General features: G+C 69.7%; 31 protein-coding genes. 15 read left to right on the forward strand and 16 right to left on the reverse strand.

Annotation, left to right across the window (positions count from 1 at the left end):
* Positions 1 to 16 precede the first annotated feature (16 nt).
* The 9 genes from ACI2L3_RS17395 to ACI2L3_RS17435 all read right to left on the reverse strand — a co-directional run bounded on the left by ACI2L3_RS17395 (position 17) and on the right by ACI2L3_RS17435 (position 6,670).
* A complete protein-coding gene (locus ACI2L3_RS17395; protein ID WP_404753195.1) occupies positions 17 to 505 on the reverse strand; it encodes a TadE/TadG family type IV pilus assembly protein in 489 nt (162 codons plus the stop codon).
* Entirely contained in the window at positions 502 to 948 is a 447-nt protein-coding gene (locus tag ACI2L3_RS17400) for a TadE/TadG family type IV pilus assembly protein (protein WP_404753196.1), read from the reverse strand. Before ACI2L3_RS17400 ends, ACI2L3_RS17395 begins: the two co-directional genes overlap by 4 nt.
* Positions 948 to 1,325: a TadE family protein gene (locus ACI2L3_RS17405; RefSeq protein WP_404753314.1), complete on the reverse strand. Its 378-nt coding sequence runs from the start codon at positions 1,323 to 1,325 to the stop codon at positions 948 to 950. The genes ACI2L3_RS17400 and ACI2L3_RS17405 overlap by 1 nt, the downstream gene beginning before the upstream one ends.
* A gap of 149 nt (positions 1,326 to 1,474) precedes the next feature.
* Entirely contained in the window at positions 1,475 to 1,735 is a 261-nt protein-coding gene (locus tag ACI2L3_RS17410; RefSeq protein WP_362996635.1) for a hypothetical protein, read from the reverse strand.
* A 65-nt stretch (positions 1,736 to 1,800) separates the two neighbouring features.
* Positions 1,801 to 2,730, reverse strand: coding sequence for a type II secretion system F family protein (locus ACI2L3_RS17415; protein WP_404753197.1), 930 nt, complete (start codon positions 2,728 to 2,730; stop codon positions 1,801 to 1,803).
* Positions 2,727 to 3,776: a type II secretion system F family protein gene (locus tag ACI2L3_RS17420; protein ID WP_404753198.1), complete on the reverse strand. Its 1,050-nt coding sequence runs from the start codon at positions 3,774 to 3,776 to the stop codon at positions 2,727 to 2,729. The genes ACI2L3_RS17415 and ACI2L3_RS17420 overlap by 4 nt, the downstream gene beginning before the upstream one ends.
* A gap of 7 nt (positions 3,777 to 3,783) precedes the next feature.
* Entirely contained in the window at positions 3,784 to 5,094 is a 1,311-nt protein-coding gene (locus ACI2L3_RS17425; RefSeq protein ID WP_404753199.1) for a CpaF family protein, read from the reverse strand.
* The gene (locus ACI2L3_RS17430; protein WP_404753200.1) at positions 5,091 to 5,927 is read right to left on the reverse strand and encodes a hypothetical protein; all 837 of its coding nucleotides are present in this window, start codon (positions 5,925 to 5,927) and stop codon (positions 5,091 to 5,093) included. The genes ACI2L3_RS17425 and ACI2L3_RS17430 overlap by 4 nt, the downstream gene beginning before the upstream one ends.
* A 17-nt stretch (positions 5,928 to 5,944) precedes the next feature.
* A complete protein-coding gene (locus ACI2L3_RS17435; protein WP_404753201.1) occupies positions 5,945 to 6,670 on the reverse strand; it encodes a hypothetical protein in 726 nt (241 codons plus the stop codon).
* A 483-nt stretch (positions 6,671 to 7,153) separates the two neighbouring features.
* On the opposite strand from ACI2L3_RS17435, the gene ACI2L3_RS17440 reads away from it, so the two are divergent.
* Together ACI2L3_RS17440 and ACI2L3_RS17445 are read left to right on the forward strand one after the other, a co-directional pair.
* Positions 7,154 to 8,158: a hypothetical protein gene (locus tag ACI2L3_RS17440; RefSeq protein WP_404753202.1), complete on the forward strand. Its 1,005-nt coding sequence runs from the start codon at positions 7,154 to 7,156 to the stop codon at positions 8,156 to 8,158.
* Between the two features lie 191 nt (positions 8,159 to 8,349).
* Positions 8,350 to 9,252 (forward strand): S1 family peptidase, encoded by a 903-nt coding sequence (locus ACI2L3_RS17445; RefSeq protein ID WP_404753203.1) that lies wholly within the window; start codon positions 8,350 to 8,352, stop codon positions 9,250 to 9,252.
* Between the two features lie 84 nt (positions 9,253 to 9,336).
* On the opposite strand, the gene ACI2L3_RS17450 is transcribed toward ACI2L3_RS17445, so the two are convergent.
* From ACI2L3_RS17450 to ACI2L3_RS17465, 4 genes are all read right to left on the reverse strand, one after another.
* Positions 9,337 to 9,894: a barstar family protein gene (locus tag ACI2L3_RS17450; RefSeq protein WP_404753204.1), complete on the reverse strand. Its 558-nt coding sequence runs from the start codon at positions 9,892 to 9,894 to the stop codon at positions 9,337 to 9,339.
* A complete protein-coding gene (locus ACI2L3_RS17455) occupies positions 9,891 to 10,124 on the reverse strand; it encodes a hypothetical protein (RefSeq protein ID WP_404753205.1) in 234 nt (77 codons plus the stop codon). The genes ACI2L3_RS17450 and ACI2L3_RS17455 overlap by 4 nt, the downstream gene beginning before the upstream one ends.
* A 68-nt stretch (positions 10,125 to 10,192) precedes the next feature.
* Positions 10,193 to 10,834, reverse strand: coding sequence for a hypothetical protein (locus tag ACI2L3_RS17460; protein ID WP_404753206.1), 642 nt, complete (start codon positions 10,832 to 10,834; stop codon positions 10,193 to 10,195).
* A 57-nt stretch (positions 10,835 to 10,891) separates the two neighbouring features.
* Positions 10,892 to 11,473 carry a DinB family protein gene (locus ACI2L3_RS17465; protein ID WP_404753207.1) on the reverse strand — a complete coding sequence of 194 codons (582 nt, stop codon included), beginning with the start codon at positions 11,471 to 11,473 and terminating at the stop codon, positions 10,892 to 10,894.
* Positions 11,474 to 11,777: 304 nt separating this feature from the next.
* Between ACI2L3_RS17465 and ACI2L3_RS17470 the strand changes: the two genes are divergently transcribed.
* The 5 genes from ACI2L3_RS17470 (at position 11,778) to ACI2L3_RS17490 (ending at position 15,952) form a co-directional block, all read left to right on the forward strand.
* Positions 11,778 to 12,110, forward strand: a complete 333-nt coding sequence (locus tag ACI2L3_RS17470; protein ID WP_404753208.1) for a hypothetical protein — start codon at positions 11,778 to 11,780, stop codon at positions 12,108 to 12,110.
* A gap of 1 nt (position 12,111) precedes the next feature.
* The gene (locus tag ACI2L3_RS17475; protein ID WP_404753209.1) at positions 12,112 to 13,299 is read left to right on the forward strand and encodes an enoyl-CoA hydratase/isomerase family protein; all 1,188 of its coding nucleotides are present in this window, start codon (positions 12,112 to 12,114) and stop codon (positions 13,297 to 13,299) included.
* A gap of 83 nt (positions 13,300 to 13,382) precedes the next feature.
* Entirely contained in the window at positions 13,383 to 14,018 is a 636-nt protein-coding gene (locus ACI2L3_RS17480; RefSeq protein ID WP_404753210.1) for a hypothetical protein, read from the forward strand.
* Positions 14,018 to 14,914, forward strand: a complete 897-nt coding sequence (locus ACI2L3_RS17485) for a hypothetical protein (protein ID WP_404753211.1) — start codon at positions 14,018 to 14,020, stop codon at positions 14,912 to 14,914. Before ACI2L3_RS17480 ends, ACI2L3_RS17485 begins: the two co-directional genes overlap by 1 nt.
* A gap of 336 nt (positions 14,915 to 15,250) precedes the next feature.
* Complete coding sequence (locus ACI2L3_RS17490) at positions 15,251 to 15,952, forward strand: hypothetical protein (RefSeq protein ID WP_404753212.1); 702 nt, start codon at positions 15,251 to 15,253, stop codon at positions 15,950 to 15,952.
* A gap of 251 nt (positions 15,953 to 16,203) precedes the next feature.
* On the opposite strand, the gene ACI2L3_RS17495 is transcribed toward ACI2L3_RS17490, so the two are convergent.
* On the reverse strand, positions 16,204 to 16,725 hold the full coding sequence (locus tag ACI2L3_RS17495) for a hypothetical protein (RefSeq protein ID WP_404753213.1): 522 nt from the start codon (positions 16,723 to 16,725) through the stop codon (positions 16,204 to 16,206).
* A gap of 236 nt (positions 16,726 to 16,961) precedes the next feature.
* Here ACI2L3_RS17495 and ACI2L3_RS17500 point away from each other — a divergent pair, with 236 nt between their 5' ends.
* The 8 genes from ACI2L3_RS17500 (at position 16,962) to ACI2L3_RS17535 (ending at position 23,246) form a co-directional block, all read left to right on the forward strand.
* Complete coding sequence (locus ACI2L3_RS17500; protein WP_404753214.1) at positions 16,962 to 17,258, forward strand: hypothetical protein; 297 nt, start codon at positions 16,962 to 16,964, stop codon at positions 17,256 to 17,258.
* Positions 17,259 to 17,329: 71 nt separating this feature from the next.
* Positions 17,330 to 18,688: a putative T7SS-secreted protein gene (locus ACI2L3_RS17505; RefSeq protein ID WP_404753215.1), complete on the forward strand. Its 1,359-nt coding sequence runs from the start codon at positions 17,330 to 17,332 to the stop codon at positions 18,686 to 18,688.
* A 16-nt stretch (positions 18,689 to 18,704) separates the two neighbouring features.
* A complete protein-coding gene (locus tag ACI2L3_RS17510; RefSeq protein ID WP_404753216.1) occupies positions 18,705 to 19,250 on the forward strand; it encodes a hypothetical protein in 546 nt (181 codons plus the stop codon).
* The gene (locus ACI2L3_RS17515) at positions 19,240 to 19,962 is read left to right on the forward strand and encodes a hypothetical protein (protein ID WP_404753217.1); all 723 of its coding nucleotides are present in this window, start codon (positions 19,240 to 19,242) and stop codon (positions 19,960 to 19,962) included. Before ACI2L3_RS17510 ends, ACI2L3_RS17515 begins: the two co-directional genes overlap by 11 nt.
* Complete coding sequence (locus tag ACI2L3_RS17520; protein ID WP_404753218.1) at positions 19,959 to 20,576, forward strand: hypothetical protein; 618 nt, start codon at positions 19,959 to 19,961, stop codon at positions 20,574 to 20,576. The genes ACI2L3_RS17515 and ACI2L3_RS17520 overlap by 4 nt, the downstream gene beginning before the upstream one ends.
* A 164-nt stretch (positions 20,577 to 20,740) precedes the next feature.
* Positions 20,741 to 21,415, forward strand: coding sequence for a hypothetical protein (locus tag ACI2L3_RS17525; RefSeq protein WP_404753219.1), 675 nt, complete (start codon positions 20,741 to 20,743; stop codon positions 21,413 to 21,415).
* Positions 21,412 to 22,497, forward strand: a complete 1,086-nt coding sequence (locus ACI2L3_RS17530) for a hypothetical protein (RefSeq protein WP_404753220.1) — start codon at positions 21,412 to 21,414, stop codon at positions 22,495 to 22,497. The genes ACI2L3_RS17525 and ACI2L3_RS17530 overlap by 4 nt, the downstream gene beginning before the upstream one ends.
* A 92-nt stretch (positions 22,498 to 22,589) precedes the next feature.
* Positions 22,590 to 23,246, forward strand: a complete 657-nt coding sequence (locus ACI2L3_RS17535) for a hypothetical protein (RefSeq protein WP_404753221.1) — start codon at positions 22,590 to 22,592, stop codon at positions 23,244 to 23,246.
* A gap of 35 nt (positions 23,247 to 23,281) precedes the next feature.
* On the opposite strand, the gene ACI2L3_RS17540 is transcribed toward ACI2L3_RS17535, so the two are convergent.
* Together ACI2L3_RS17540 and ACI2L3_RS17545 are read right to left on the reverse strand one after the other, a co-directional pair.
* A complete protein-coding gene (locus ACI2L3_RS17540; protein ID WP_404753222.1) occupies positions 23,282 to 23,950 on the reverse strand; it encodes a hypothetical protein in 669 nt (222 codons plus the stop codon).
* 4 nt (positions 23,951 to 23,954) lie between these two features.
* Complete coding sequence (locus ACI2L3_RS17545; protein ID WP_404753223.1) at positions 23,955 to 24,107, reverse strand: hypothetical protein; 153 nt, start codon at positions 24,105 to 24,107, stop codon at positions 23,955 to 23,957.
* Positions 24,108 to 24,233 lie beyond the last annotated feature (126 nt).

A 24,233-nucleotide genomic window follows, 5' to 3' on the forward strand; every position in this document is an offset into this window, starting at 1 on the left:
ACCGATGCCGTCGGCGTCAGCCGACCTCGTTCTCCGCCACGGCCCGCCCCTTCACCGTCACGTCGCCGCCGTAGAACATGCCGGTGAACACGGGGCTGTACGTCATCTGGACCTCGACCTCGACCTGTTGCGGGTTCGCGGTGACGCAGTGGGTGTTGGCCACGTCCGCGCCCTTGAGGCCCGCTTCCTCGACGAAGGCCTTGACGCGGGCGCCGCAGTTCTCGAAGTTGATCGGCGCGCCCTTCGCGCCCTCGTATATGTCCTCGAGCTGAAGGTCCTGCGCGGCGTAGCGCGCGGCCTGTTCCGCGATGTCCGCGGCACGCTCCCGCTTGGAGATGGAGAGGCCGCCGTCGATGACGAACGCCGCGAGCGCGAGGAAGACGAGGCCGAAGATGATGACGGCGCCGGCACCCGAGCCCCGGTCGTCGAGGCGCGCGCGCCGGGACGCGGCCCAGTCGCACAGGGCACGGCGGGCGGCAGTGCTTGCCGCGGCGTGGCGTCTCACGCCGACCTCCGGTACGGGTCCAGCGGTGAGCTGAAGGTGGCCTCCAGCGTCGTCGGGATGTCCAGGCCGAGCATGGCGAGGCCCCTGACCTCACAGCTGACTTCCACCGTGAAGAACGGGTCGACCTTCTCGTCGAAGCCGGTGCTCTTCTGGACGACCGAGACCGGGCCCGAGCAGACGTCGGCGAGGTTCGCCCGCGCCGCCTTGCGCGCCTCGGCGAGCGCGGTGCCGTGTTCCTTCTGGATCGAGCCCGCGCGTGCCGCGTCGCGGGCCGCGCCGTCGATGGCGCCCCGGCCGTCGACGAGCTGCCCGAAGGCGACCAGGACCAGGATGAAGAGGATCATCACCGGGGCGAGGATCACGACCTCGACGGTCGAAAGGCCCCGGTCGTCGCGCAAGCCCCTGTCGTCGCGCAAGCTCCTGTCGGCACGGAAGTTCCGCATCAGCCGTTCTCCTCCACGAACCGCTCCACAGGCCCCGCCGACCGCGCGTGCACGTTCAGGTCGAGGCCGGGGAAGACTGTGGGGACCCGGGCCGTGATCTCCACGCCGACCGTGTTCTGCTCGGGCTGGATCGTCTTCACGTCCGGGCCGAGGACCAGCTTCGGGCCGAGCTGGCGGATGTACGCGTCGGCCGTGTCACGCGCCTCGCCGCGCCAGCCGCCCGCGTTCTCGTCGGCCGTGGCGCGGGCCTTGCGGGCGCCCGCCTGGGCCGCCGCCTGGGCGACGTGGTCCGCGAAGAAGTACAGCGCGAACTGCACCGTCGCGAAGATCATGAAGAACAGCACGGGGGTGAGCAGCACGAACTCGATCGCGGTCATGCCGGATTCGCCGCGGGTGGAGGCGGCCTCCACCCTGCGGCGCACGAATCCCCGCACTCCCCGCAATCCCCGCACCCCGTCGCCTTTCACCATGCGATCCCCGCGATCCCCCGCGATCCCCTCGCGCCCCGAGAGCAGCCCGTCAGCCGTCAGCAGGTGCTGCCGGCGTCCGCGCCCTCGATGCAGTCGCTGACCTTGTCGGCGCCGCCCTTCAGCGCGGCGTTGATGACCGCGGCGACCACGCCGACGATCGCCACGACGACCGCCGAGATGATGACCCACTCGACCGCGGACGCGCCCCGGTCGAGCTCGCCGGAGCGGGCACGCTGGACGCGCCCCTGGAGGAAGGTGATCATGAAGTCCAGCCCGGGGACACCGGTGCTGAAGTTACGTCCGTTCTGGCTGTCCATGGTGAGTTGTCCTCTCAGATGTGGTGGGGGGAAGAAGCGCCGGCCCCCGTTGTCGCCGACGCCGTCTAGACCTGGAACACGCGCATCGCCGCCGGGAAGATGAGGAAGACCAGGAAGCCCGCGCACAGGAGCAGCTGCGCGACCAGCATCGACTGGGATTTCTCGCCCGCACTGCCCTCGATCTCGGCCAGTTCGCGGTGTCGCATCGTCTCCGCGCGGGAGGCGAGCGACTCGCGCACCTTCGCGCCGTCGTCCGCCACCAGCGCCAGGGACGCCGACAGGTCCTTCAGCTCTTCCACGCCCAGTTCCTCGCCGAGCGAGCCGAGGGCCTGCCACTGGCTGACGCCGGTGATGCGGGCGTCGGCCAGCGCGCTTCGGATACGTTGCGTCGCCCATCCGTCGGAGACTTCCGCCGCCGCCATGAGCGCCTCGGGGAGGCCGCGGCCGCCCGCGAGGCTCATCGACACCAGGTCCAGATAGGCGCCGATGACGCGGCGCAGGTCGCGCCGCTTTTCTGCCGCGTCCCTGCGTACTTCGAGGTCCGGCAGGAAGAAGAAGAGCGCGCCGAACATCAGCGCGAGCCAGACCGGGATGATCGGGCTGCGGCCGACGCCGAGCGTGTAGATCACGGCGAAGAGGAACGGGCCGAAGAACACACCGGCCGCGGCGAGCAGCACCTTCGTCGCGAGGAACTTCTCCCAGCTGCGGTCGAGGACCGCCAGGTCGGCCCGGAGCGAGCGCTGCTCCCAGCCCTGCTGGAGGTAGAAGTCGGCGACCCGCTGGCCCACGCGGCCGCGCATCGTGCCGAAGCGGCCGGGGCTCTCCACGTCCGACGTCGCCCGGTGCGACTCGTACGCCGCGCCGCGCGCCCGCATCGCGTCGATGCGGGCGACCGTCGCGACGGCGCTCCGCTTCGACGGCATCAGGGCGCGTACGAGGGCGAAGACGCCGAGGCCGAGGACCGCGCCGATCACCACCGGCATCGTCAGGCTCATCGACGTACCCCCTCGGACGGGTTGGTGTAGCCGGGCACGACCTGCTGGGCCGCGCCCGGGCGGCCGAACTGCGGCGCCTGCTGCGGGTCACCCGCCGCGGGCGTGCCGCCGGGGCCCCGGGGACGTACGAACTGCACGCCCGGCTCGTCCTTGACCAGGAAGCGGTCCGGCGTCTCCACCGTCGACAGCTTCCGCAGCCACCAGAAGCCCAGCGCGAACAGGGCACAGACCATGGCGAGCACGAGCTGGCCGACGGGTGTGCCGTACGGCTCGACGAACTCGCGGTTGAAGATGGAGAGGCCGAGGACGAAGGCGATGGAGACGGCGACCACGATCTGGACGGAGCGGCGGGTCGAGGCGCGCTGCGCCATGACGCGCTGGCGCATGTCGACCTCTTCGCGCGCCGACTTGGCGAGCGCGCCGAGGACCTGGCGGAGGCCAGGGCCGCGCAGCTTGGCGTTGAGGATGAGCGCCGCGACGATGATGTCCGCGGACGCGTCGTCGATCTCGTCGGCCAGTATCTGCAGGGCCTCCGGGAGCGGGGTGCGGGCGCGGAGGCGGTCCACCAGGGCGTCGAGGTGGGGGCGGAGCACCGGGGCGGCGGCGCGCGCGGACGCGGGGATCGCCTGCTCCAGGCCGACCGCTCCCGCGATGGTGTCGCGCAGCGATTCGGTCCAGGCGGCGAGGGCCTCGACCCGCTTCATCTGGGCGCGTTCCTCGGCGGCGCCGCCGAACAGCTTGTCCCAGAAGAAGACAAGGATGCCGGAGGCGATGCCCGCCACCGCCCAGCGGGTGAGGAGCAGGACGACGAGGCCCACGCCGATCGCCGCCGAGCCGCGCCGGCCGATGAAGCGGACCAGTTCGCTCGCGCGCTCGCTGGCGCGGTGCTTCTCGTGGGCGGGCTTGGGCGGCAGGCCGCGGATCGCGACGGCGAGCAGCGCGATGCCGCCGCCGGCGGCGACGCCGCAGCCGAGTGCGTAGAGGACGGGCAGCGAGAACAGCCCGCCCATGGAGCCGAGGCCGCCCTGAGCGGCGAGTGTGTTCATGTCGTGCTCACCCCCACTGCCCGGCGGGGCGGTAGCCGAACGCGGCCAGGTCGTCCATGCAGGAGATCGGCGCGTGCGCGACGACCCGGCCGTCGGGGGCCTCCGCGAAGACCTCGCTGGACAGGACGCGGCCGTCGACGCCGTTGACCTCGCGGACGGAGGTCACCATGCGCTGGAGCTTGCCGCCGGACTGGTAGTTGTTGCGCCGCTGGATGAAGACGACGAAGTTGACCGCTCCCGCGACGAGCATCTGGCTCGCCTCGATGGGGAGGCGTTCGGAGGCCTGCAGCGCGTACGTCGAGATGCGGTTGAAGACCTCGCTGGAGCTGTTGGCGTGGATCGTGGAGAGCGAGCCGTCGTTGCCCTGCGACATCGCGTTCAGCATCGTCACGATCTCGTCGCCGAGCACCTCACCGACGATGACGCGGGAGGGGTTCATACGGAGGGACCGGCGGACCAGCTCCGCCATCGTGATCTCGCCCTGGCCCTCGGAGTTGGGCAGCCGTTCCTCGAAGGCGACGACGTTCGGGTGCAGGTCGGCGAACTGGTCGAGGCCGAGCTCCAGGGCGCGCTCGACGGTCACGAGGCGCTCGTGCGGCGGGATCTCGTTGGCGAGGGCGCGCAGCAGCGTCGTCTTTCCCGCGTTGGTCGCGCCCGCGATCATGATGTTCTTGCGGGCGCGGACGGCGCAGGCCAGGAAGTGGCCGATCTCCGGCGTCAGCGTGCCGTTGCCCACCAGGTCCGACATGAAGACCTTGCCCATGCGGGCGCGGCGGATGGAGAGGGCCGGGCGGCGCGTGACGTCCATGACGGCCGACAGACGCGAGCCGTCGGGCAGCCGCAGGTCGAGCTGCGGGTTGGCGGAGTCGAAGGGACGCGACGACAGGCCGGAGTACGCGCCGAGCACCTGGATGAGCTCGACGAGCTCCTCGTCGGTCTCGGCGACCGGGTCGGCCTTGGTCTCGCGGCCGTCGGCGTAACCGACGAAGACCTGGTCGCAGCCGTTGATGTCGATGTTCTCGACCTCGGGGTCGTCGAGCAGCGGCTGGAGCCGGCCGACGCCGAAGAGCGCGGCGTGCACGGCGGCCGCGTACTGCTCCTCGGTCTCCGCGTCGAGGGGGGTGCGCCCGGCGTTGATCTCCGCGCGCGCGTACTCCTCCAGGATCTGCGCGATGACGGCGCGGGCGTAGTGCCGCTCGTCCTCGCCCGACATCGGGGTGACGCCGGAGACCTGGTCGAGACGGCGCTGCTCGGCGATGCGGTCACCGGCGTCCTGCCGGAACCGCTTGACGAGCTGGTGATCGACGGGTGCGCTCATCGGCCCGTCCCCGGCTGCTGCGCGACGGGGTTGCTCCAGGCGGCGCCGTACTGCTGGTAGAGGTCGACGGTCACCTTGCGCGCGGAGCGGATGAGCAGCGACTTGTCGAGCCGTCCGCGGCGGCGTCCGGCCAACTGGTCGGAGCCCGCGGGGTCGTCGGCGAGCGTGCCGACGACGCGGGCGCCGGTCTGCGCGGCCATCAGCATGTCGTTGACCTGGTGCACGAGCTTGGCCGACGTCGACGGGTCCGCGATCAGGAGTACGCCGATGAGGGGCTGCGCCAGGGACGCGGCGCCGCGCGGGCCGCCGTGCAGCTTGGCGGCGAGGGCCGCGGCACGGTCCCGTACGCGCGCGATCGCCTCGGGCTCGGTGCGCGAGACGAGCAGCACGAGCGCGGCGTGCGGAAACAGCTCGATGGCCGGTCCGTCACCGCTGATCCGCCCGCAGTCCGCTATGACGTCGGCGGGCGCGTGCGGCGAGTCGGCGAGCTGGGAGAAGGCACGGCCGAGCGTGGGCCAGAGCCCGGCGAGCCCGGCGGCCTGCTCGGCGATGCCGAGCCCGACGAGCACCTCGAGGCCGCCGCTCAACGGCTGGGTGTGGTCCCAGAGTTGATCGGGCACGAGGCCGCGGCGGGCGGTGGCCGCGATGGACAGCATGCCGGTGTTGGGGTTGAGCGGACCGCCGTGCGCGGCGGCACTGCGGTAGACCAGGTCGCCGCCGGCCGGGTCGGTCTCCGCCACGAGCACGCGGCGCGGCCAGACGGCGGCGAGCGCGACCGCGGCGGTGGTGACGCCGGGGGACCCCTTGTCGGCGGCGAGTGCGATGAGCGCCATGTCCCTTGTACTCGCCTTTAGTTGTTGTCGTCGGAGACGCGGGCCACGACGGCCTTGCCCTCGGACGCCGCGCTGGCCAGGGCGGCGGCCTCCTCCTGCGGGACGAGGAGGGTGATGTTCTGGTTGCCGGTGCTCACGGTGGCGTCGCTCTTGGCCGCGATGGTGTTCACCTTGGCGGCGGCGACGAGCGGCGTACCGGAGGCGGAGCCGCTGCTTCCGCTGCTCGATCCCTTGCCGGTGGAGGTGCCGGAGACGACCGGGTAGACGGCGACGGTGTCACCGGGCTTCAGGTCGCTGGGGTACTGGCCCTCCTTGAGGGAGAGGCCCACGGAGGCCTTGCCCGCGGGCAGGCCGCTCTTGGCGCCGAACATCTCGCCGACGGCGACGGCGCCGCCGGGAATGGTGCTCTTCGCCTTGAGCTTGGTGAGGGCCTTGGCCTTCTCCCACGGGACGTAGTTGATGGAGTCGTCCTCGGCGACCATCACGGACCGGATGTTCCCGTCGATGACGGGCGACTCCCCGGCCGGGATCTCCTTGACCACCTTCACGACCTCGATACGGTCACCGGCGCGCAGCACGAGCACGGTGGCGCCGAGGGCGCCGACGAGGATGAGGAGGACGGCCAGCGCGGCCAGCGCCGGTTTGCGCTCGCGAGGCGGCGTAGGAAGGCGCTCACCGACTCCCGGCTGAACCGGCGCGGCGGAACGGTTGCTGCCCGCCCCCGTACGCTCCTGGATCTTCACGCAACTGCTCCCCGCACACCCAAGAAGATTCGGTCAAATTCCGTCATTTGTGACACTCGCGGCTTTCTCGTCGCCGCCTCGGACGGGCTATTCAGCCCATTCAGTCCCAGGCTCAGTGTCAAGTCATCGCACCGTATCAGCAGCACATAAGCCCCTCAAGACGCGTTAAAGATCGCGAACCTCACAGCGCTCATCGTTATCCACGTGCAATCCCCGTCGCCCGGTTTCCACTTGGTTCCTACGTGACGCCTACGTGGCGCCTACGCGGTTCCGCCGCCGGACCCGCGGCTCGGGAGGCGGCATATGTGTGCGTACGCGAAGTGCGGCGCCGAGGGCCAACGGCACCGCGCCGCGCGCCGTGCCATGATCCGTCAGCCCCAAGGATGACGCCTCGGGGGCGGGATCCGGTTCCCGCCCGCATCACATACCGCACCGCTTCGGCAGGGCACTTGCCGCACCACTCGTGAAGGGACACGGCCCACCATGGACACCCCCACCGAACACCCCTCACTCCTCCCCATAACCCACGCAACTCTCGCCGCCGACCCACGTCTTCTGGCGGCCGTACGGGAGGTCGGCACCAGGCACGGCTTCGACTACACGGACGACGCGGCGACGGCGGGGCTCCTGGCGGAACGCCGGAAGGCCGTGCGCGGGGCGGGCCGGGGCGCACCGGCCTGGCTGGGCCTGACGGCGATCGTCGCGGGCGTCTGCTGGCCCCTCGTCTCCGAGGCGATCCCCGACCCCGTCCCCGCCCTGACGGACAGGTCTCCGGGCGTCGTCCTGGCCGGCCCGGCGGTCCTCCTCATCGCGCTGGGCAGCTGGCTCTGGACGCTCGTATGGCGCCGCTGGAAGCGGGAGTTGCGGCATCCGCAGCTCGCCGGGTACCGCGAGGTGCTCGGGCTCGCGCAGGCGTACGGGGCGCCCGTGACGCATGTGCCGGACTGGTTGGTGGGGCGGTCGGACGGCGGGAGCGGGAAGGGGGCGGCGCCGATCCCTTCGTACGGGACGCCGGCCCCTTCGTACGGGACGCCGGTCCCTTCGTACGGGCAGGCGGATGTGACGAGGGCCGACGAGGGGGGACAGGGAGAGGCCCCCATCCCCGTCCCGCACAAATCGAGCGCGGTGTCCGCATACGAGGCGCGGGCGGACGAGGGCGGCTGGCACGACGAGGCGGGGTGCCTGCTGCTGGCCGCGGGCCTGATCGGCGTGGGCTGGGGCGTCACGCAGGACGTCCCCGCGGCGTACCTGGCGGGCGCGCTGGTGCCGCTGGCGGTCGTCACGTGGCTGGCGGGCCACCGCCAGGGCAACGAGAAGCAGGAGCTGCGGGAGGCGGCGGTGGCGTACGTACGGGCGCTTGCGGCCGCGCAGGCGGCGGGGGCGCGGCTGCCGGAACTGTCGCCGGTGCTGCAGAAGTTGCTGGCGGAGGAATCCGCGCGTGCCGGGGAAACGGGGCCTGCGGCGCCACCCGGCTGCACGACGGACTGAACCCGCGCCACGGACTGAACCCGCACGGCACATTCCCCCTCTCTCTTTTCAGCGCGAGGGGAACCGTGCGAGTTCGTTGAACGGCTAACAAATCCCGTCTGACTCAAGGCCGTTGACGGCATTCTGGTCCGGACCTTTCGCGCGTCAAGTGAATACGCAATTCCTGCCGTACGAAAGAGAAGCCACCCCCCATGCGTTTCAAGAGAACCCCCACCACCCCCGCCAACCCCACCAGCTCCGCCCGCCGGACCTCTGTGGCCGCGGGCCTCGCCGCGACGACCGCGGCCCTGGCGATGGTCGCCACCTCCGCCCCCGCCGCGCACGCGATCATCGGCGGCACCGAAGTCCCCAACGACTCCTACCCCTTCATGACGGCGGTCCTGGAGAAGGGCCCGGGCGGCGCGCGTGACCGCCAGTTCTGCGGGGCCGGCCTGGTCACCCCGGACACGGTCGTGACCGCGGCGCACTGCCTGGTCGACGAGGCGGGCAAGCCGGTGAAGCCGAAGACCCTCCAGGTGGCGGTGGGCCGTACGGTCCTGTCCTCGCGGCAGGGCCAGATACGGAACATCGCCAAGGACGGCGTGGTCGTGCACCCGCGCTACCTCAAGGGCAAGGAGGCGTACGACGTCGCCTTCCTCCAGCTGGAGAAGCCGGTCCGCGGCATCTCCGCGGTCGCCCTCCCCACGCAGGGCACCGACGCGCTGATCCGCCCGGGCCAGAAGGCGACGGTCGCGGGCTGGGGCAACACGGACACGGACCTGACCCACACTCCGGACCGCCTGCGCCAGGTGCGGGTCCCGATCCTCTCCCACGCGGAGTGCGGGACGAGCTACAAGGAGTACGACGCGAAGGTCAACTTCTGCGCCGGCGTCGAGACGAAGGACTCCTGCCAGGGCGACAGCGGCGGCCCCATCTTCCGCAAGGTCCCCGGCCGCGAGGCCCCCATCCTGATCGGCGTCGTCTCCTACGGCGACGGCTGCGGCGCACAGGGCGCCCCCGGCGTCTACACGTCCCTCAGCTCGGACAAGCTGTGGAAGACGCTGGACGAGTCGCGGTCGGGCAAGAAGATCAAGCGGGCGTTGAACCGCCGCTGACGCTCGGCTGAGGCAGGCGGTCGGCCCGGGGCGTGAACTCCCACGGCCCCGGGCCACTCGGCATACATCGGCATGCCGGCGAATTCAGCGCCATTCGGCAGAATCGAGCGCAGCCGCCACGAACCCGTCCCCCGCCGTGACGATCAGGTCGGGCTGCCGAACCCTGAGCGCGATCTCCTCCGGGTCGAATTCATTGAACTCGAAGACGAAGTGCTCGGCGATGGCGGGGCGGTCCAGGGGGTCCCCGTCGAGGTCGACCGCGGAATTTGCGCGGTCCGCTCCTTGACAGAGGACCGATACGAACAAGGGGAAATGGTCCGCCTCAAGCAGTACGTCCGCGTCGCGGATGACACCCACCACACCGACACCCCGCGTGACCGCCCCGCACAGGTCGTCCAGGCAGTCCACCAGGGCGTCCCAGTTGTTGCCGTAATACCCGGGGAATCGGAAGGACTTCGCGAAGGCGCGGTGGATTTCTTGCTCGGTGAGCAGGTCGGCGGCGGAGAAGTGGTGCACGGTGCCACCCGTCGTCTCCAGGGTGCGCAGCTGCCGTTGGACCTCGGCCGTCCGCTCGGGTACGAAGACGACCCAGGGGCCGGAGGTCCCCCTGATGTCGAACCCTCGCCGGAGCCGCACGCTCATCTGCCCTGCCGTATTACCCACGCCGTCACCCGGTCCACGGCCCCGGCGAACTCTCCCGCGTCGGCCAGGCACAGACGCTGCTCGGCGACGTGACCGTCGGCTAGGTCGCCGAGGGACGCGGCCTGCTTGGGCCGGTCGGAGGCGGGCCCCTGCCAGACGACCTCGTTCTCCGAGGTGGCGAGCCGGGCCGACAGCCGGTCGTACAGGGTGCGCAGCTCAGTCGGATCCACCGGTGAAGCCTCCTTATTGCTCGTGCCCGTAGGAGTGGTGGGTCGGTGCCGGAACGAGGCCGAACCGCTCAGGACACAAAGCGGAACGTAGAGGTCACCGCGTCGAAGATGTCGAAGAACGCGTCCGCGAGGTCGAGGACCTGGCTGCTGCCCGAGACGAGGGCGACCTTGCCCTCCTGGCCGGGGACCGGGATGAACGTCTGCATCAGGACGACGCGGATCGTGCGGTCGTCGCCGTCCACGGAGATGTCCTCGATGCCGTGCGTGCGGGCCGCGAGGCCGACGCCCGGGATGTCGACCGTCGTGACCTTGCGCCACGCGTCGCCCTCCCGCTTGGCCTCGCGTACGCCGAGCTGGGCGACGATGCGCTCCGGGTCGGTGGGGAGCACGTCGCCGTTCGGCGTGCGGGCGCCGACCAGGGAGACGGTCACCGAGCCCGTGACCGGCGTATCGCCGCCGAAGCTCTCCGCCATGCAGCCGCAGTACAGCGCGCCGGACTGCCACGCGTCCTTCGACGCCTTGCGCAGGAACGCCTCGAAGGTCTCCCGGTGCGGGGCCAGCTCCGGGCGGGCGCGGACGCGGTCGTTGATCATCTGCCGGATGGCGGCGTCGCGCGACTCGGGCCGCACGTCGAACTCCCACCACGTCTCGGGCACCTTGATGCTGAAGCCGCCGCGCGCGATGGTCTGCGGTGGTGTGTAGCGGGCCATGGCTGGCACTCTCCCCGTCCCCCGGTACGTCTGTTTCCGGCCGCCAGCCTACGGGGGCTACTCGCCGGTGGCTCCGTCGATCCGTTCCCTCAGCAGGTCTGCGTGGCCGTTGTGGCGGGCGTACTCCTCGATCATGTGCGTGAGGACGTAGCGCAGCGAGTACGTGTCGCCGCGGAAGTCGACGGTGACGTCGAGGGAGTCGAGGGCGTCCACGATGGCGCGGGAGCGGGCGCACTCCGCGTGCCAGCGCTCGAACGCCTCGTCCGGGTCGGCATCCGCCACGTCGAAGTCGGCGGGCTCACCGGGGACGCGGCCCTGCCAATTGGCGCCGACCGCCTCGCCGTTCAGAACGTTGCGGAACCAGCTGCGCTCGACCTCGGCGAGGTGCCGCACCAGCCCGAGCAGCGACATGTCGGACGGCGGCACGGCCCGCTCCTTGAGCTGCTCACCGGTCAGCCCCGCGCACTTCATCGCGAGGGTCTCGCGCTGGTACTGGAGGAAGGCGGTGAGGGAGGTGCGTTCGTCGGTGGGGGCGTGCGGGGGTTCGGTGCGGGGGTGGGGGGCGGGCGCGGAAGGTGCGGAGGGCGCGGTCTGCGTGGGCGACGCGGGGGGCACGGGAGTGGGGGTCTTGTCGGGCATGGAGTCATCATGCCGACGGCGGGCGGGCGGCGCTCGGGGATTACGGCCGAGGACTATGGCCGAGGCTTATGGCCGGGCCTTCGCGTACGCCCCGTCGGCACACTCCGTCAATTCCCGGCAAAGAAGTTGCACAGTACACGCTAATGGGTTCAAAGATCTCGCCAAGTCCTCGGCTCGGACTTGGATCAAGGCGGATCGGCAGCCGACGATCGACGGATCCACGCGCGCCCGTGCCGTCGCCCGCACCGGCTTCGCCTCGCCTCGCCTCGCTCCCAGCGATTACACAGGGAAACCGGTTCAACACATGAGTGACCTGCGGCTCGACGGAACGGTCTTCGAGGAGCTCAAGAGGACGTTCTCCTCGGTCAGCGACCGGATGGATGCCGCCCGCCGCACCCTGAAGAACACCGACGGCTCGGCCGTCGGCGCGGGCAAGCTCGTCGAGGACGTGCACGAGTTCGCCGACGAGTGGGGGTACGGGATCAAGCAGCTCGGCAAGCACACTCAGGGCGCCGTGAAGATGATCGACAAGATCGACGAGGAATTCAGCAAGCTGGACCAGGCCCTCGCGGAATCACTCAAGGCGGCCCAGAAGAAGTCGGCCAAGGAGAAGTCGGCGCAGAAGAAGGGCGACTGACGTGGGTACCAAGCGGCCCGCGTTCCCCCACATAGGCTGGGACCCCACTCCGGGCGATGTCGAGGACACCCGCGAACTGGCGAAGAAGCTGGGTGGGCTCGCATCGGAACTGGGCACAGCTGTGCGGGATCTGGAGCGGATCGAGTGCGGTGCCTGGAAAGGCAAGGCAGCACTCGCCTTCACCGAGTACATAGGTGAGGACGTCACCCCGCTCATCCGCAAGAGCCACCAATCCTTCGACAAGGCCTCCCGCGCACTGCACCGCTGGGCGCGGCAACTCCAGGAATTCCAGGACGAGGCCGACCGCCTGGAGAAGAAGGCGGGCGACAAGCTGGACGCCCGCTCCGAGGCGAAGCCCAACAGCAAGGAGTCCGCCAAGGCGTCGGGCGACGTCGACGGAGTCATCGGCGACGTCCACGACCTGGAGGACCGCTACAGCAGAGCCGCCGGGGCGATCAGCAAGGAGCTCGACAAGGCCGGCGACATCGCCCCGAACGAGCCCGGCTTCTGGGACAAGCTGGGCAAGGGCATCGCGGACGCGTGGGACGCCACCGGGGAGTGGTTCGAGGACCACGCCGACATGATCAAGGAAATCGGCGACGTGCTGAGCCTGATCAGTAATGCCCTGGGCGTCCTGGCCATCATCACCGCCCCCTTCGAACCCCTCGGCGCCATCTTCGCCGTCGGCGCCATGGCGACCAGCGGTGCGGCGCTGCTCACCCACCTGACGGCCAAGACGGCCGGGGCCGACGTCAGTTGGACGTCCATGACGTTCGACGCTCTCGGCGTCCTGCCCGGCGTCAAGGGGCTCACCGGAGGGGCCGCGCTGGCCAAGGGCACGAGTGCCGCGGCGCGGGCCGCCCAGCTCGGTTCCGGCTATCGCGGGGTGACGAGCGTCGGCAAGGCGTACAAGCTCTTCGGGCCGCTGAAGGCCACACCCGTCGTCAAACTCGGAGAGGGCGGCAGCCGCCTGAGGCTTGCCGCGGAGAGCGGTCTGCAGAATTTCCGTGGCGGGCAGCTGGCCGGCACCAAGACGCTCAACACGCTCGGCTCCAGACTCCCCTTCGTCAAGAGCGACGAGTTGCTCGCTCCGATGAGTAACGGCGGCCGCGCCTTGGATGCGGCCATCAAGAGCGGCTTGACGGGCTACAAGGGGTACACCATCGCGCACACCGATTACGGAAACTGAGGGCCGGCTCCATGAACGACACGGCATCAGTGGGGTCAGTCCCTGTCGGGTCGGTCCCTGTCGGGTCGGCCTCCCTGCCGCCCATGACGTTCGACCTGCCCGAAGGCATGCACGCGATCGAGGTGTCCCTCGACGCCGACGAACGCGCGGAAGCCGTCCGCCACTTCGTGCGTGCCATCTATCCTCGGGGCGAAGAGCCGCTGTGGGAGGCTCTGAGCGCGTTGTACGGCGAGACGGCGGACGGCATGCTGGCCGGCGGTGTCGCCTTCTTCGGACTCGGGTTGTACGAGGTCGACGACGGCGGCATCGCACACTGCTCCCTGACCTTGTCGGTCTTCGAATCCGGCTCCGCCGATCAAGAGGTGACAGCACAAGGAATTCGGGCCACCTTCGCCTCCGGCCCCCTGTACGACGTGACCTGGCTGGACCTGCCCTGCGGCCCCGCCGTTTCGGTGATCTCCACACGCCGCCTCGTCATTGACGGCGAATTCACGCGGAGCGGTGCGGACGAGGAACTGGTGATGGGCCAGTTCCAGGTGCACATCCCCTTTGGAAACGGCCCTTACACCGCGGTTTTCACGCTGGATACGGCGGCCGTGGAACAGTGGGAGGAATTCACCCATGCCGTCGCGGGCATCGTCGGATCCGTGGCGTTTCCCACTGCCACTGAGAACAGAGAGAGCCGAGAGAGCCGAGAGAGCAGAGAGATGACGCGCTGATGGACTGGTACCCGAACGCCGACGAGCAGCTGCTCCTGCGCACCACGGCCCGGTTCGCCACTGGCCTGGCTCCCGCGGTCGCCGGCTCGCGGTGGTTCCGGGACACCGGTCGCCGCGACGTGCAGGGCGAGTTGGAGCTGGCGGGGTGGCCTTCCGGACCGACGTACGAGCTGCGTTCCACCGGCGACAAGGCGGCCCGTCGCACCGGCCGCGCCCTGCTGGTGGGCATCCCGCTGGTCGCGAACCTCATCGCGAACCTCGGCGGAGCGGCGGGCACTCCCCTGGGAGAGGTTCCGGGCCGGGGCAGGCCCGACGAGCCCGAGAACGAGGTACGGGACTTCCCCGTCATGTGGGCCGAGCCCGGGACCCTCGCCAGGACCGTCCCCTGGCAGCTCGACCCCGGGCGGCGTCCCGGGGACTGCGTGACCGATCTGGTCCTGACCGACCGCCGTCTGCTGTTCCTCGCGACCCGCAGGGGCAGCCTGGACGAGGCCGACGTGCTCGCTGAGTACGCACGCGATTCCGTCACCGAGGCCCGCCGCATGAAGTTCAGCGAGCTCAACGCGGATGTGCGCGTCACGTTCGCCGACGGTTCGTGGGTGCGGCTGGCGGTCGGCAATCCGGACGACGCCGAGCGGCTCGGCCAGGTACTCGACGGTGCTGTCCGCATGCTCACGGAAAGCGAGTTGTCCGAGGGCCAGCGGGACCGGGTGACGCGCTTCATGGCCGACCTCCCGAAGACCGCTCACCCGCCGACGTACAGCCGCCTGCGCAGTGGCGTCACGCTGGTCGAGGCGCGGGTCCCGGTGAAGGCCGGGACGGGCCTCTTCGAGACTCACTCGATCCTGATGGATGAGTCCGGGGGCCCGGCGGAGCCGGCACCGGGCGACCTGTGAGACGGGACTCCGTGCGACCTGCTGCCTGTTGCCTGGCTGCCTGTTGCCTGTTGCCTGTTGCCTGTTCCCTGCTGTCTACCGTCTACCGTCTGGGACCGCCGTCTGCCGCCCACGTCTGGCGCCGGTCGGACCGCAGGCCGTCAAGCGCACGGGTGAGCCGCGCATAGCCGCCGCCTCAGGGCGCCGTACCGCGTGCGTCGCCCCAGTCACCCGCGAAGTAAAGTGCCGCGGACGCTCGCCGAAGCCGCCGACGCCCGCCCACCGACAGGAGCCTCAGCCCTCATGATGCGGACCCGAACTGCCCTGGCTGCGCCCGTACTTGCTCTTGTGTCCGTCGTGGCCCTCGCCGCATGCGGAAGCTCCGACTCGGATTCCTCTTCCTCCTCCTCTTCCTCTTCTTCGGGCGGCTCCGCCGACAAGCCGAAGGGATCTCCGGACAAGCCCGCCGACCCGGTCGCCGAGCTCCGCCGCGCCGCCCTCGCCAAGAGCGAGGTCAAGGGGTTCACGGTGAAGAAGCCCGACCAGGAATACGCGTTCGCCACGTCCCAGGACGAGGTCAAGCTCGACAAGGCTGTCTGCGCCCCGCTCGCGTACGCGACCAACCAGCTCCCCCTCGGTACGCCGAAGGCCGACCTGGTCCGTCTCGCCACGGGAGCGAAGGGGCCCGGCGACTTCACGTACATCACGCTCGCCACCTACTCGAACGGTGAGGCGAAGACCACTCTGGCCGGCCTCTCCAAGGCGATCCGTTCCTGCGGCTCGGGCTTCGCGGCGAAGGCGAACGGCAACACGGGCTCGTACGCCTCCGTCATCACCGAGTCCGCCCCCACGCCGCGCGGCGCCGACGAGTCGGTCGCCTTCAGGGTCACGACGGAGTACAAGGGCGTCACCCACACCATGCGCGCCCGGGCGGCCCGCCACGGCGACACCCTCGCCCTCTACTACGCGGTGGACGGCATGGCCTTCACCCAGGCGCGCCCCGGCAACGCGAAGGTCGGCGAGGCGGTGGTGGAGGCGCAGAGCGCGAAGCTGTCGTAGGAGCCATACATACGCTCCCTCTTCCTCAGCAGCCTCTTTCGCTCGCGTCCGCCGCCTTCGGCCCGGGGCCTTCGCGGCCTCAGCCGGCTGCGTGGGTGGAGGGTGACTTGTCGCGGTAGCGGGATGGCACGGAGCGGCTGGTTCTCGCGGGGCGCGGCTGGTTCTCGCAAGGCGCGGCCGAGAGCGGACGCGGGGTTTCGGACACTCGGACACGGGGCGGGCCCAATCCGTGACTGGACCCCCTCCGTCCCTCAACCGATCGGCCCCCAATCCCTCCGCGGCCGCTCAACCTCCCCCGTGGTCCCCCTCGCGGGAGCAGCCGTACGCTGCCGCCCGGCCCGCGCATCGCTGACCAGGCCGTACAGCACCCCGGTCAGCGCGCCGATCGCGGGCATTCCGAAGAGCCCGGCGACACCGATCGAGAACCAGCCCTGGCTGTCACCGGCGTACAGATCGCGGATGCCGGTGACGGCGAAGGACGTCACCACAACGGCCCAGGGCAGCAGCCACGGCCAGAAACCGGGCTCGGGGACCGGCTCCTCACGGCGGCCCTCGCAGTACGCCGCGTACCAGTACCGCACGCACCACCAGGCCACCGTCCAGACAGACACCGCCCCGGCCCCGAGCCCCACCCGCATCAACCGTCCGACGCCGTCGCCGAACGTGGCGAAGGTCAGCGCCGTACCGATGCACAGCGTGAGCAGGAAGAGCATCGTGCCGACGGCGAGACGGTGTCGGCGGCCGCCTTCGAGAGCGCGGGGTGAGATGTACATGCAGCCACCCTAGGGAGCGGCCGGCCGACTCCGGAACGGTCGCCTCCAGGGCTCCCCCACTTCCCCAGGACATCCACAGATCAGGCCCTGAAGGCGAGGCGTGATCATGGCAAAGTAGTGGCCCGTGCAATGCGGGCCCTCGCTTAAGTACCGTATGGATCGCGCCAACGAGGCCGAGACGCGACACAAATCCGGCAAGCGGGGCAAGCACGGCAGACAGTGAGAACGGGGGAGACATGTCTGGATCCGACCTGGTCGTCGACTTTCAGCTGCTCAACAAGTCGGCCGGCCAACTGAGCGCCATCGAGACCGAGTTCAAGAACCTCGGTGAATGGAAGGACGACATCAAGTCGGCGGTCGGCGCATCCGACATCAAGGACGCGATGGGCGACTTCGTCGACAACTGGGACAAGAACCGCAAACGCCTTCTCGAGTCCCTCGGCGAGGTCGGGAAGATGGTCGAGAACACGCGGGACGCGTTCAAGAAGCTGGAAGACCAGTTGTCGAAGTCGGGCAAGAAAAAAGAGAAGTGAAGTAAGAAAAGTGAAGAAAGAGAAGTAGCGCCCGGCTCGGGATCTTTCAGGAACATTCGGGGGAGAAAGAAATGGCACGGCCCAAGGACTGGCAACCACTGCGCGAGAGCGACCCCGTACCGGGCGACCCCGTGGCGGTGCGCGAGCAGGTCAAGCACATGAAGAAGATCGCCGAGTACCTGCGTACGCAGGCCGAGGCGCTCAACGCCATGGCGGACGCGGACAACCTCAAGGGCAAGTACGCGGAGAAGCTCGGCGAGGACTCCCGCGCCCTCGGCCGCAAACTCGACGAGGCCGAGGACCGCTACCGCGAGGTGAAGGGCCACCTGTCCGGCTGGGCCGAGGATCTCGAGGGGTTCCAGAAGCGCGCGGACAAGGCGCTCGGCGACGCCAAGGAAGCCCAGCGCATCATCGACGCCCACGAGAACAAGCCCGACGCCGACAAGAAGGCGAAGGACGGCGACGACAAGGACAAGAAGGGCGACAAGGGCGACAAGGGTTCCGACACCGAGGATCCGGCCCTGAAGAAGGCCAAGGAGGACCTGGCGGACGCCCGCGGGCGCCTCAACTCCGCGGCCGGGGACTACGACGAGCGCGCCGGCCACTACGCCGGCAAGATCCGCAAGTCCATCGACGACGACATGAAGGACAGTTGGTGGAACGACTTCAAGGCCTGGGTCGCCGACGCCGACTGGATCGGTGACTGGGCGGACAAGCTCAGCTGGCTCGCCACGGTCGTCGGCGTGGCCGCCATGTTCTTCCCCGCGCTCGGCGTCATCGCGCTCGCCCTGACCATCGTCGTGGCCGCCGCCCACCTCCTGATGGCGGCGACAGGCAACGGATCATGGTTCGACGTCGTCATGGACATCGGCGCGCTCAAGATGGCACGCAACGGCGTGAAAGCCGCCAAGGCCATCAAGGCGTTGCAGCAGAGCTCCCGCAAGACCGCCGCGGGGGTGGCGAAGGAGGGCGCCGAGTCCAGCGCGGCCGCGACCCGCAAGAACGCCATGAAGAACGCGGCCAAGGGCGAGAAGAAGGGCGGCGGCAGGTCGGGCGGCGACCGCCAGCGGAACCGGGCCCGCCGCCTCAAGATGGAGCAGAAGAACCGCACGGCCGGCAAGAAGGCGGGCGAAGAGGTACGCGAGGCCGAGATGCCCCAGATCACCGCGCAGGAGAAGGCCGGCGTCCTCGGCGACGCGAAGCTCGGCCAGCAGATGAAGGACATCAACAAGTGGCGTGACACCTACCCGGACAACACCAAGCTGGCGGACAACGCCCGCGAGGCCGCACGCCAGAAGGACGTGCTCCGGGGGTCGTGGGCGGTCGGCACCGGCCTCGACACCGCGGACAAGAGCGGCGACGCGGTCTCCGACGGCGAGTACGGCAGGATGAAGGACCGTATGACGCAGCCGGTGGGCTCGCGGTGGTGAGGAAGACGGCAGGTTGATGGCCAAGAAACGTTCCGCCGGGGCGGATGGCTCGCGGGGGGCCGCCGGTGGTGACCGGCAGGAGACCACCGGTGCGGACCGGCACGCGACCACCGGTGCTGACCAGTGCGCCACCACCGGTGCTGACCAGCGCGCCACCACCGGTGCTGACCGGCACGACGACGCCACCGCCGAACGGCGCCTCGCCCTGCGCCTCGGCATCTTCCGGTGGGTCTTCCTGCTGTCCATGCTGCGCATGTTCGCCGCGCCCGCGAGCAAGGACTTCTTCGACGAGCAGCTGGTGCCGTGGCCGACGTGGGACTGGGTGCTGTGCGCACTCGTACCCGTACTCCTGATCTACGTCTCCCGGCGTCCGGACGACTGGCACGACCTGCGGGGCGACCACAGCCTCATCAAGTGGGCCCTCGTCCTCTTCCTCTTCTACGCCCTCCTGGGCGCCATCGGCATGGGCCACGCCGTTCTCTGGATCGCCGTCGCCACGTCCCTCGCCGGCCTGGCCGGAATGTGGCATCTCAACCGCAAGGAACAAGCACGTGCTGCCTGACCAGTCCGCACCGTCCCCGGACCCAGTTCCGGACCCAGTTCCGGACCCAGTTACGGACCCAGTTACGGACCCAGATACGACGCCGGCCACCGGCTACCGCATCCTCCTGCCCTCCGAATGGGCCCAAGTCCCCCTGCGCCACGGCACGGAGGACGCTGTCCGCCGCATCCTGGAGGAGGCGTACTCCCGCATACCCGCGAACGCCCCGCAGGACAAGATCGGCCCGTACAAGCGCGAGCTGGAGCGCCGCTTCCGCGCGTCCGTCGACGAGGCCCGCCAGAGCAAGGCCCTGGACCTCTACCTGCCGGTGAAGCCCATGGGGGGTGACTTCACCATCGGCGCCTCGATCCTGGTGTCGGAGTCGGTCGTGCCGCGCCGCCCCGGACAGCGCGAGGCCGCCGCCGAACCCACCGAGGTGGCCGTGCAGTTGCTGTCCCGCGACGGCGTCGAGGACGCCGACCTGAGCTCGGGCGACATCGACGGAGCGCTGGCCGTACGGCGGGAACACGTGGCGGACGCCGCCCCCGGCAAGGGGGCCGAGCTCGCCTCGCGGCGGGTCGAGTACATCCTGTCCGTGCCGGGCGACCCGGACCGCTGGTTCGTGGCCGCGTTCTCGACGGTCGGCGGCGGGGATCCCCGCGACGAGCTGGCCGAGGCCCTCGTCGAGTGGTTCGACGCCGTGATGGCCAACTTCCGCTGGAGCCACGCATGAGCGAGCTGTTCTGGCCGATCATCGACATCGACGACGTCGACGACGACGCCTGGGTCATGGTCCCGCCCCGCACCGGGCGCGCGGCGCCCTTCCCCGAGTGGGACGACATCGGCGCGTGGGCCCGCGAAGTCGCCGAGGACCTGTGGACGGACAGCGACCTCGACCCCGGCCCCAAAGGCGTCGACTTCGTCGCCGGCACCCTTCAGCGCACCGCCGAGGCCCTGTCCCCGCCCGGCTCGGACCACTGGCTCTTCCTCCACCTCGACCACCCGGCCGACGTACCGCTCCCGGTCTGCGCGGCACTCGGCCCGGCCTCGGGCCCCCGCGAGAAAACCCTCCGCGCCCTCACCGAGGCCGACGACAAGACGGCCGTCGAGCCCCCTGTCGTCAAGCCCATCAAGTCCGACAAACTCGGCAAGGGCATGACCACCTTCCGCTACGTCCCCCAGGAGGACTCCCCGCACCTGCTCGCCTGCGTGCGGTACGCGTGGCAGGTCGAGGAACACGGGGCGGACGTCGTCATCTGGACGGCGTCCGAAGACATCGCGCACGTCATGCGGGCGGCGGAGGACCTGGAGGCGCTGGCGCGGGCGCTGGGGGTCTGGGCGCCCTGACCGACTCCGCGGAATCCGCACTGAGCGTCACCTTCCGCGTCACGACACGGTGACAGTCGGCCAGGATGCGGCGCCTTGCCCCGCTATGAACCCTGGCGGAACCCGCAACCCCACGGTTAACGTCGGCTCGCTGGAGACACCCCTCGCCCCACCGGGAGCCGACCGTGAACCGCCGCACCATGCCCGTCACCGCCGCGCTCGCCGCGACCGCTGCCCTGCTTCTGACGGCCTGCGGCAGTGGGGACGACGGCGACTCGAAGGACAAGGACAAGATCGCCGGAGCCGATGAGGCCCCGGCGAAGCCGAAGAAGTCGGCGGACCCGTCAGGCGCCCCGGCCGCCGACAAGCCGGACGGCGTCGACGTGTCGCTGCCGAAGAGCATGAACCTCGTCTTCGACTGGGACAGGCCGAAGGACGCGGATGAGGCGGCGGCGATGAGTGACGCCGCGAACTTCTTTCGCGCCATCTACCGAGGTGTCGACAAACGTACGACGAAGGACGCGTCCTTGACCGTCTACGCCACCGGCGACGGCCTCCACTACGCCAAGGTCCAGATCGACAGCTGGATCGACGGCGGGTGGACGGCTGACGGAACCCTGCGCCATTACCGCGCAACCACTCGGTCCGCGCCGAACGGCAAGTCGGTCGAGGTCGCGTTCTGCGCCGACGCGAGCAAGTTCTACGGCAAAGAGATCAAGTCGGGGAAGATCCTGAAGACCGAGAACAGCATCAAGGACTTCGACTACTACAAGCTCGTGATGGTCAAGTACCCGACAGGGCGGGACATGTGGCAGGCGTCCAAGGTGTTCGTCGAGACAAAGGCGGGGAAGTGCCAGTGATCAATTCGCGCCGTGCAGCCTTCACCACCGCAGCCCTGACCCTCGCGATCAGCGCCCTCGTCCTCACCGAAGCCGCTTACGCGGGGAAACCGGTGGGGTCCGGCAAGGGCGCCAACGCGAAAGAGGAGGGCGGCACCGACAAATCAGGCACCGGCATCTACGCCGCCGCCCAAGTCAGGTACTCCGGAGCGGTCGCCAAGGGTGGCGGCAGCGGCAACGTCGCCTCGGCGGACGTCAACTGGAATCCCCCGCCCTGCTGGTACGCCCCGACCTACGGCGCCAAGGAATTCAAGAAGAAGATGTCCAAGGAGCTCAAGGACGCCGCGAACGCCCCCGGGATGACCGGGCACGCGGGCGCGGCGATCAACGAGCTCCAGCGCCACTACGAGGACGACTACGGCTGGACGGACACCCCCGGCTACAAGGACTACAACGTCGACAAGGACGGCGAGGGGATGTTCTGGGCGGCCGTCGAGAACCCCAACGAGCCGGACATCCTGAAGCGCTCGTCTTGTAGCGAGATCCCCTTCTGGGTCGAGAACGGCGAGACGCCCCCGCCCCAGTACGAGGAAGCCATCTCCCCGGAGATCCTGGCCGCGCTGGCCTACCAGCACATGGAGCTCCCGAAGACCAAGGTCACCCTCGCGCCCGACGGCAACACGAAGGTGAACCTGCCCACTTGGGCGTGGCTCGACAAGGCCACCTTCGACGAGGTCGAGGCGACCGCGGCGATCGACGTCCCCGGTTTCAACATCCAGGCGACGACGACGGCCAAGCCCAAGTCGCTGACCCTGGACCCCGGCACAGAGGACGCGACCACTTTCCCCGCGAACGGCGAATGCCCCATCGACGGCGACAAGATCGGCGAGCCCTACGCGAAGGGCAAGTCCAAGGAGACCCCGCCCTGCGGCATCACCTACGGCCGCTCCTCCGCCGGCGCCACCTTCCCCCTGAAGGCCTCCCTCACCTGGGAGATCAGCTGGACGGGCACGGGCCAGGACACCGCTGTGGGCATGCCCGACGGAAAGATCGAGGCAGTACAGGACATCACGGTCGAGGAAGTCCAGGCGATCAACCGTTGACGGAGAACACACCGGCTCAGGGCCGCCGGACCACTCGGCACCGCTCTGCCCCCGTCGGTTCCCGTTCCGCCGGTTCCAGGAGCAACCAGCGCATGATCACCGACCGCCTCGGCATCCGGGCCGAGGCGGCGGGCTGGTGCACCATCGACAAGATCCCCGACCCTCCGGCCGAGGTGCTTCGGGCAGCCGGTGATCCGCGGCTGCGCCCGGCGACCATGCCTCCGTTGGGCATGCTCGGCACGGCACTGGCCATACCGCTCCTGCCGTTCGTCACGCTGCTGGCCCTGCTGGACCAACTTCGGGAGTGGTTGTTCGAGAACAAGGGAGCGGAGAACCGGCGAGCGCGCGAGGACGAGGCGCGGCTCAAGGAGCTTGCCGCCGAGCAGGGCCTCGACCGTGTCTTCGACGGCGACTGGCAAGGCGAGGCGGGCCGGTTCCTGCTGGGCTGGTACGGCCACTCCTCGCACCATCAGCGATTCGTCGTCGTGACCCACGACGAGATCGTCCTGGCGGCTCCGCCGCGTCGCGTTTCGATGGGGCGGGAGAAACACATGGAGATCGTCGCCCGCCTGCCCACCGGGACAGCCGAGCTCGTCGACCCGTTCCACGGTGAGTTCAGGTCCCAGCTGCTGGTCCTGAAGTTCCCTGACGCGTCCTGGCTCAGGCTCATGACGGAGGAGTTCCGCAGTCAACTACACATGCATGCGCTAAGGCGTTCCTCATCGACCGACAACGGCCGGGCGAGATAACAGGGTTGGCCCGTCGGCCTCATCCGCCTCCGTCGTTAATCCTGGTCCGCTGCTTCGGCCACGTTGCCCGTACCTGGGTCCGCGGGGACCGGCAGGAGACGCATGGTGGTCATGAGGCGGTCCACGAGCTGCGTCAACTCGTCCGTACGGAAGGACTGCAGCCACCCCGCCTCGACCACCAGGATCTCCTCCGTCCCGTCCGGCCAGACCCCGTATCGGAGGGAAAAGCTGCGCTTCTTGCCCCACCAGAAGCGGCGCCTCTCGGCCAGCGCAGCCTGTACGCGCACTGCCTCCCCGATCGGGAGTCGGACGTCGGAAACCTGCGGCTGACCGTCCACCTCGGTGTAGGTCCACTTCGTCAGCCGGGGAAGGTACTCCTGCGGTGACGGGCGCTGGACACCGTCCTCGCCGTAGGCGTAGACCGCCAGGTCCGCCATGACAATGCCGCCCACCGTATACATGACCGATGCCAGGACCGGACCGCTCTCGAACGCAGTGAGGGCGCGGTCCTCCAGGTCCTGCTGCAGCGCCGCCTTGCTGACGCCGAGACGCGACGCGTCGAACTGCTCGACAAGGTCCGCGGCGATCTGTCGCGCCTCCGCCCGAGTGCCTTCGTGGAGCGTCAGTCCGAGCCAGTCGCCCTCGAAGTCGAAGTCGACGACGTAATCGTCCTCGGGGGCGAGTGGGCTCTCAGCAGACACCATCTGCTCACGCTCCATTGATCGGTTCACGCCGGCCGAAGCCAAGCATCCGTTTCATCTCGAGCATCGCCTGGACGCGGACGGCAGGACCGGCCGACAGGTTCAGGTGCGTCACGGCGGGCTCGCCCCTGACCTTTGCGTTGCCCCAGTCGAGAAGCATCGGCTGGACCTCTTCAGGTGTCGGCCGGGTCACCCCCGCTACACACGCCTCTCTCCCGTTTTCCCTCCGTGCCCGGACGCGAGAGCGGGGCGGCAAGAAGCACCCGCTCCCCGTCACCCCGCTCCC

The organism is Streptomyces sp. NPDC029674 (assembly GCF_044903205.1).
Classification (GTDB): domain Bacteria; phylum Actinomycetota; class Actinomycetes; order Streptomycetales; family Streptomycetaceae; genus Streptomyces.

Excerpts from the sequence above, each read along its gene's own strand:
- ACI2L3_RS17415 (WP_404753197.1), bottom strand. The coding sequence starts at position 2,730 with ATGAGCCTGACGATGCCGGTGGTGATCGGCGCGGTCCTCGGCCTCGGC.
- ACI2L3_RS17535 (WP_404753221.1), top strand. The coding sequence starts at position 22,590 with ATGATCACCGACCGCCTCGGCATCCGGGCCGAGGCGGCGGGCTGGTGC.
- ACI2L3_RS17540 (WP_404753222.1), bottom strand. The coding sequence starts at position 23,950 with ATGGTGTCTGCTGAGAGCCCACTCGCCCCCGAGGACGATTACGTCGTC.
- ACI2L3_RS17460 (WP_404753206.1), bottom strand. The coding sequence starts at position 10,834 with ATGGCCCGCTACACACCACCGCAGACCATCGCGCGCGGCGGCTTCAGC.
- ACI2L3_RS17480 (WP_404753210.1), top strand. The coding sequence starts at position 13,383 with ATGACGTTCGACCTGCCCGAAGGCATGCACGCGATCGAGGTGTCCCTC.
- ACI2L3_RS17510 (WP_404753216.1), top strand. The coding sequence starts at position 18,705 with ATGGCCAAGAAACGTTCCGCCGGGGCGGATGGCTCGCGGGGGGCCGCC.
- ACI2L3_RS17520 (WP_404753218.1), top strand. The coding sequence starts at position 19,959 with ATGAGCGAGCTGTTCTGGCCGATCATCGACATCGACGACGTCGACGAC.
- ACI2L3_RS17440 (WP_404753202.1), top strand. The coding sequence starts at position 7,154 with ATGGACACCCCCACCGAACACCCCTCACTCCTCCCCATAACCCACGCA.
- ACI2L3_RS17400 (WP_404753196.1), bottom strand. The coding sequence starts at position 948 with ATGCGGAACTTCCGTGCCGACAGGAGCTTGCGCGACGACAGGGGCTTG.
- ACI2L3_RS17450 (WP_404753204.1), bottom strand. The coding sequence starts at position 9,894 with ATGAGCGTGCGGCTCCGGCGAGGGTTCGACATCAGGGGGACCTCCGGC.
- ACI2L3_RS17425 (WP_404753199.1), bottom strand. The coding sequence starts at position 5,094 with ATGAGCGCACCCGTCGATCACCAGCTCGTCAAGCGGTTCCGGCAGGAC.
- ACI2L3_RS17495 (WP_404753213.1), bottom strand. The coding sequence starts at position 16,725 with ATGTACATCTCACCCCGCGCTCTCGAAGGCGGCCGCCGACACCGTCTC.
- ACI2L3_RS17405 (WP_404753314.1), bottom strand. The coding sequence starts at position 1,325 with ATGACCGCGATCGAGTTCGTGCTGCTCACCCCCGTGCTGTTCTTCATG.
- ACI2L3_RS17445 (WP_404753203.1), top strand. The coding sequence starts at position 8,350 with ATGCGTTTCAAGAGAACCCCCACCACCCCCGCCAACCCCACCAGCTCC.
- ACI2L3_RS17470 (WP_404753208.1), top strand. The coding sequence starts at position 11,778 with ATGAGTGACCTGCGGCTCGACGGAACGGTCTTCGAGGAGCTCAAGAGG.
- ACI2L3_RS17420 (WP_404753198.1), bottom strand. The coding sequence starts at position 3,776 with ATGAACACACTCGCCGCTCAGGGCGGCCTCGGCTCCATGGGCGGGCTG.
- ACI2L3_RS17505 (WP_404753215.1), top strand. The coding sequence starts at position 17,330 with ATGGCACGGCCCAAGGACTGGCAACCACTGCGCGAGAGCGACCCCGTA.
- ACI2L3_RS17465 (WP_404753207.1), bottom strand. The coding sequence starts at position 11,473 with ATGCCCGACAAGACCCCCACTCCCGTGCCCCCCGCGTCGCCCACGCAG.
- ACI2L3_RS17545 (WP_404753223.1), bottom strand. The coding sequence starts at position 24,107 with ATGCTTCTCGACTGGGGCAACGCAAAGGTCAGGGGCGAGCCCGCCGTG.
- ACI2L3_RS17485 (WP_404753211.1), top strand. The coding sequence starts at position 14,018 with ATGGACTGGTACCCGAACGCCGACGAGCAGCTGCTCCTGCGCACCACG.
- ACI2L3_RS17410 (WP_362996635.1), bottom strand. The coding sequence starts at position 1,735 with ATGGACAGCCAGAACGGACGTAACTTCAGCACCGGTGTCCCCGGGCTG.
- ACI2L3_RS17430 (WP_404753200.1), bottom strand. The coding sequence starts at position 5,927 with ATGGCGCTCATCGCACTCGCCGCCGACAAGGGGTCCCCCGGCGTCACC.
- ACI2L3_RS17500 (WP_404753214.1), top strand. The coding sequence starts at position 16,962 with ATGTCTGGATCCGACCTGGTCGTCGACTTTCAGCTGCTCAACAAGTCG.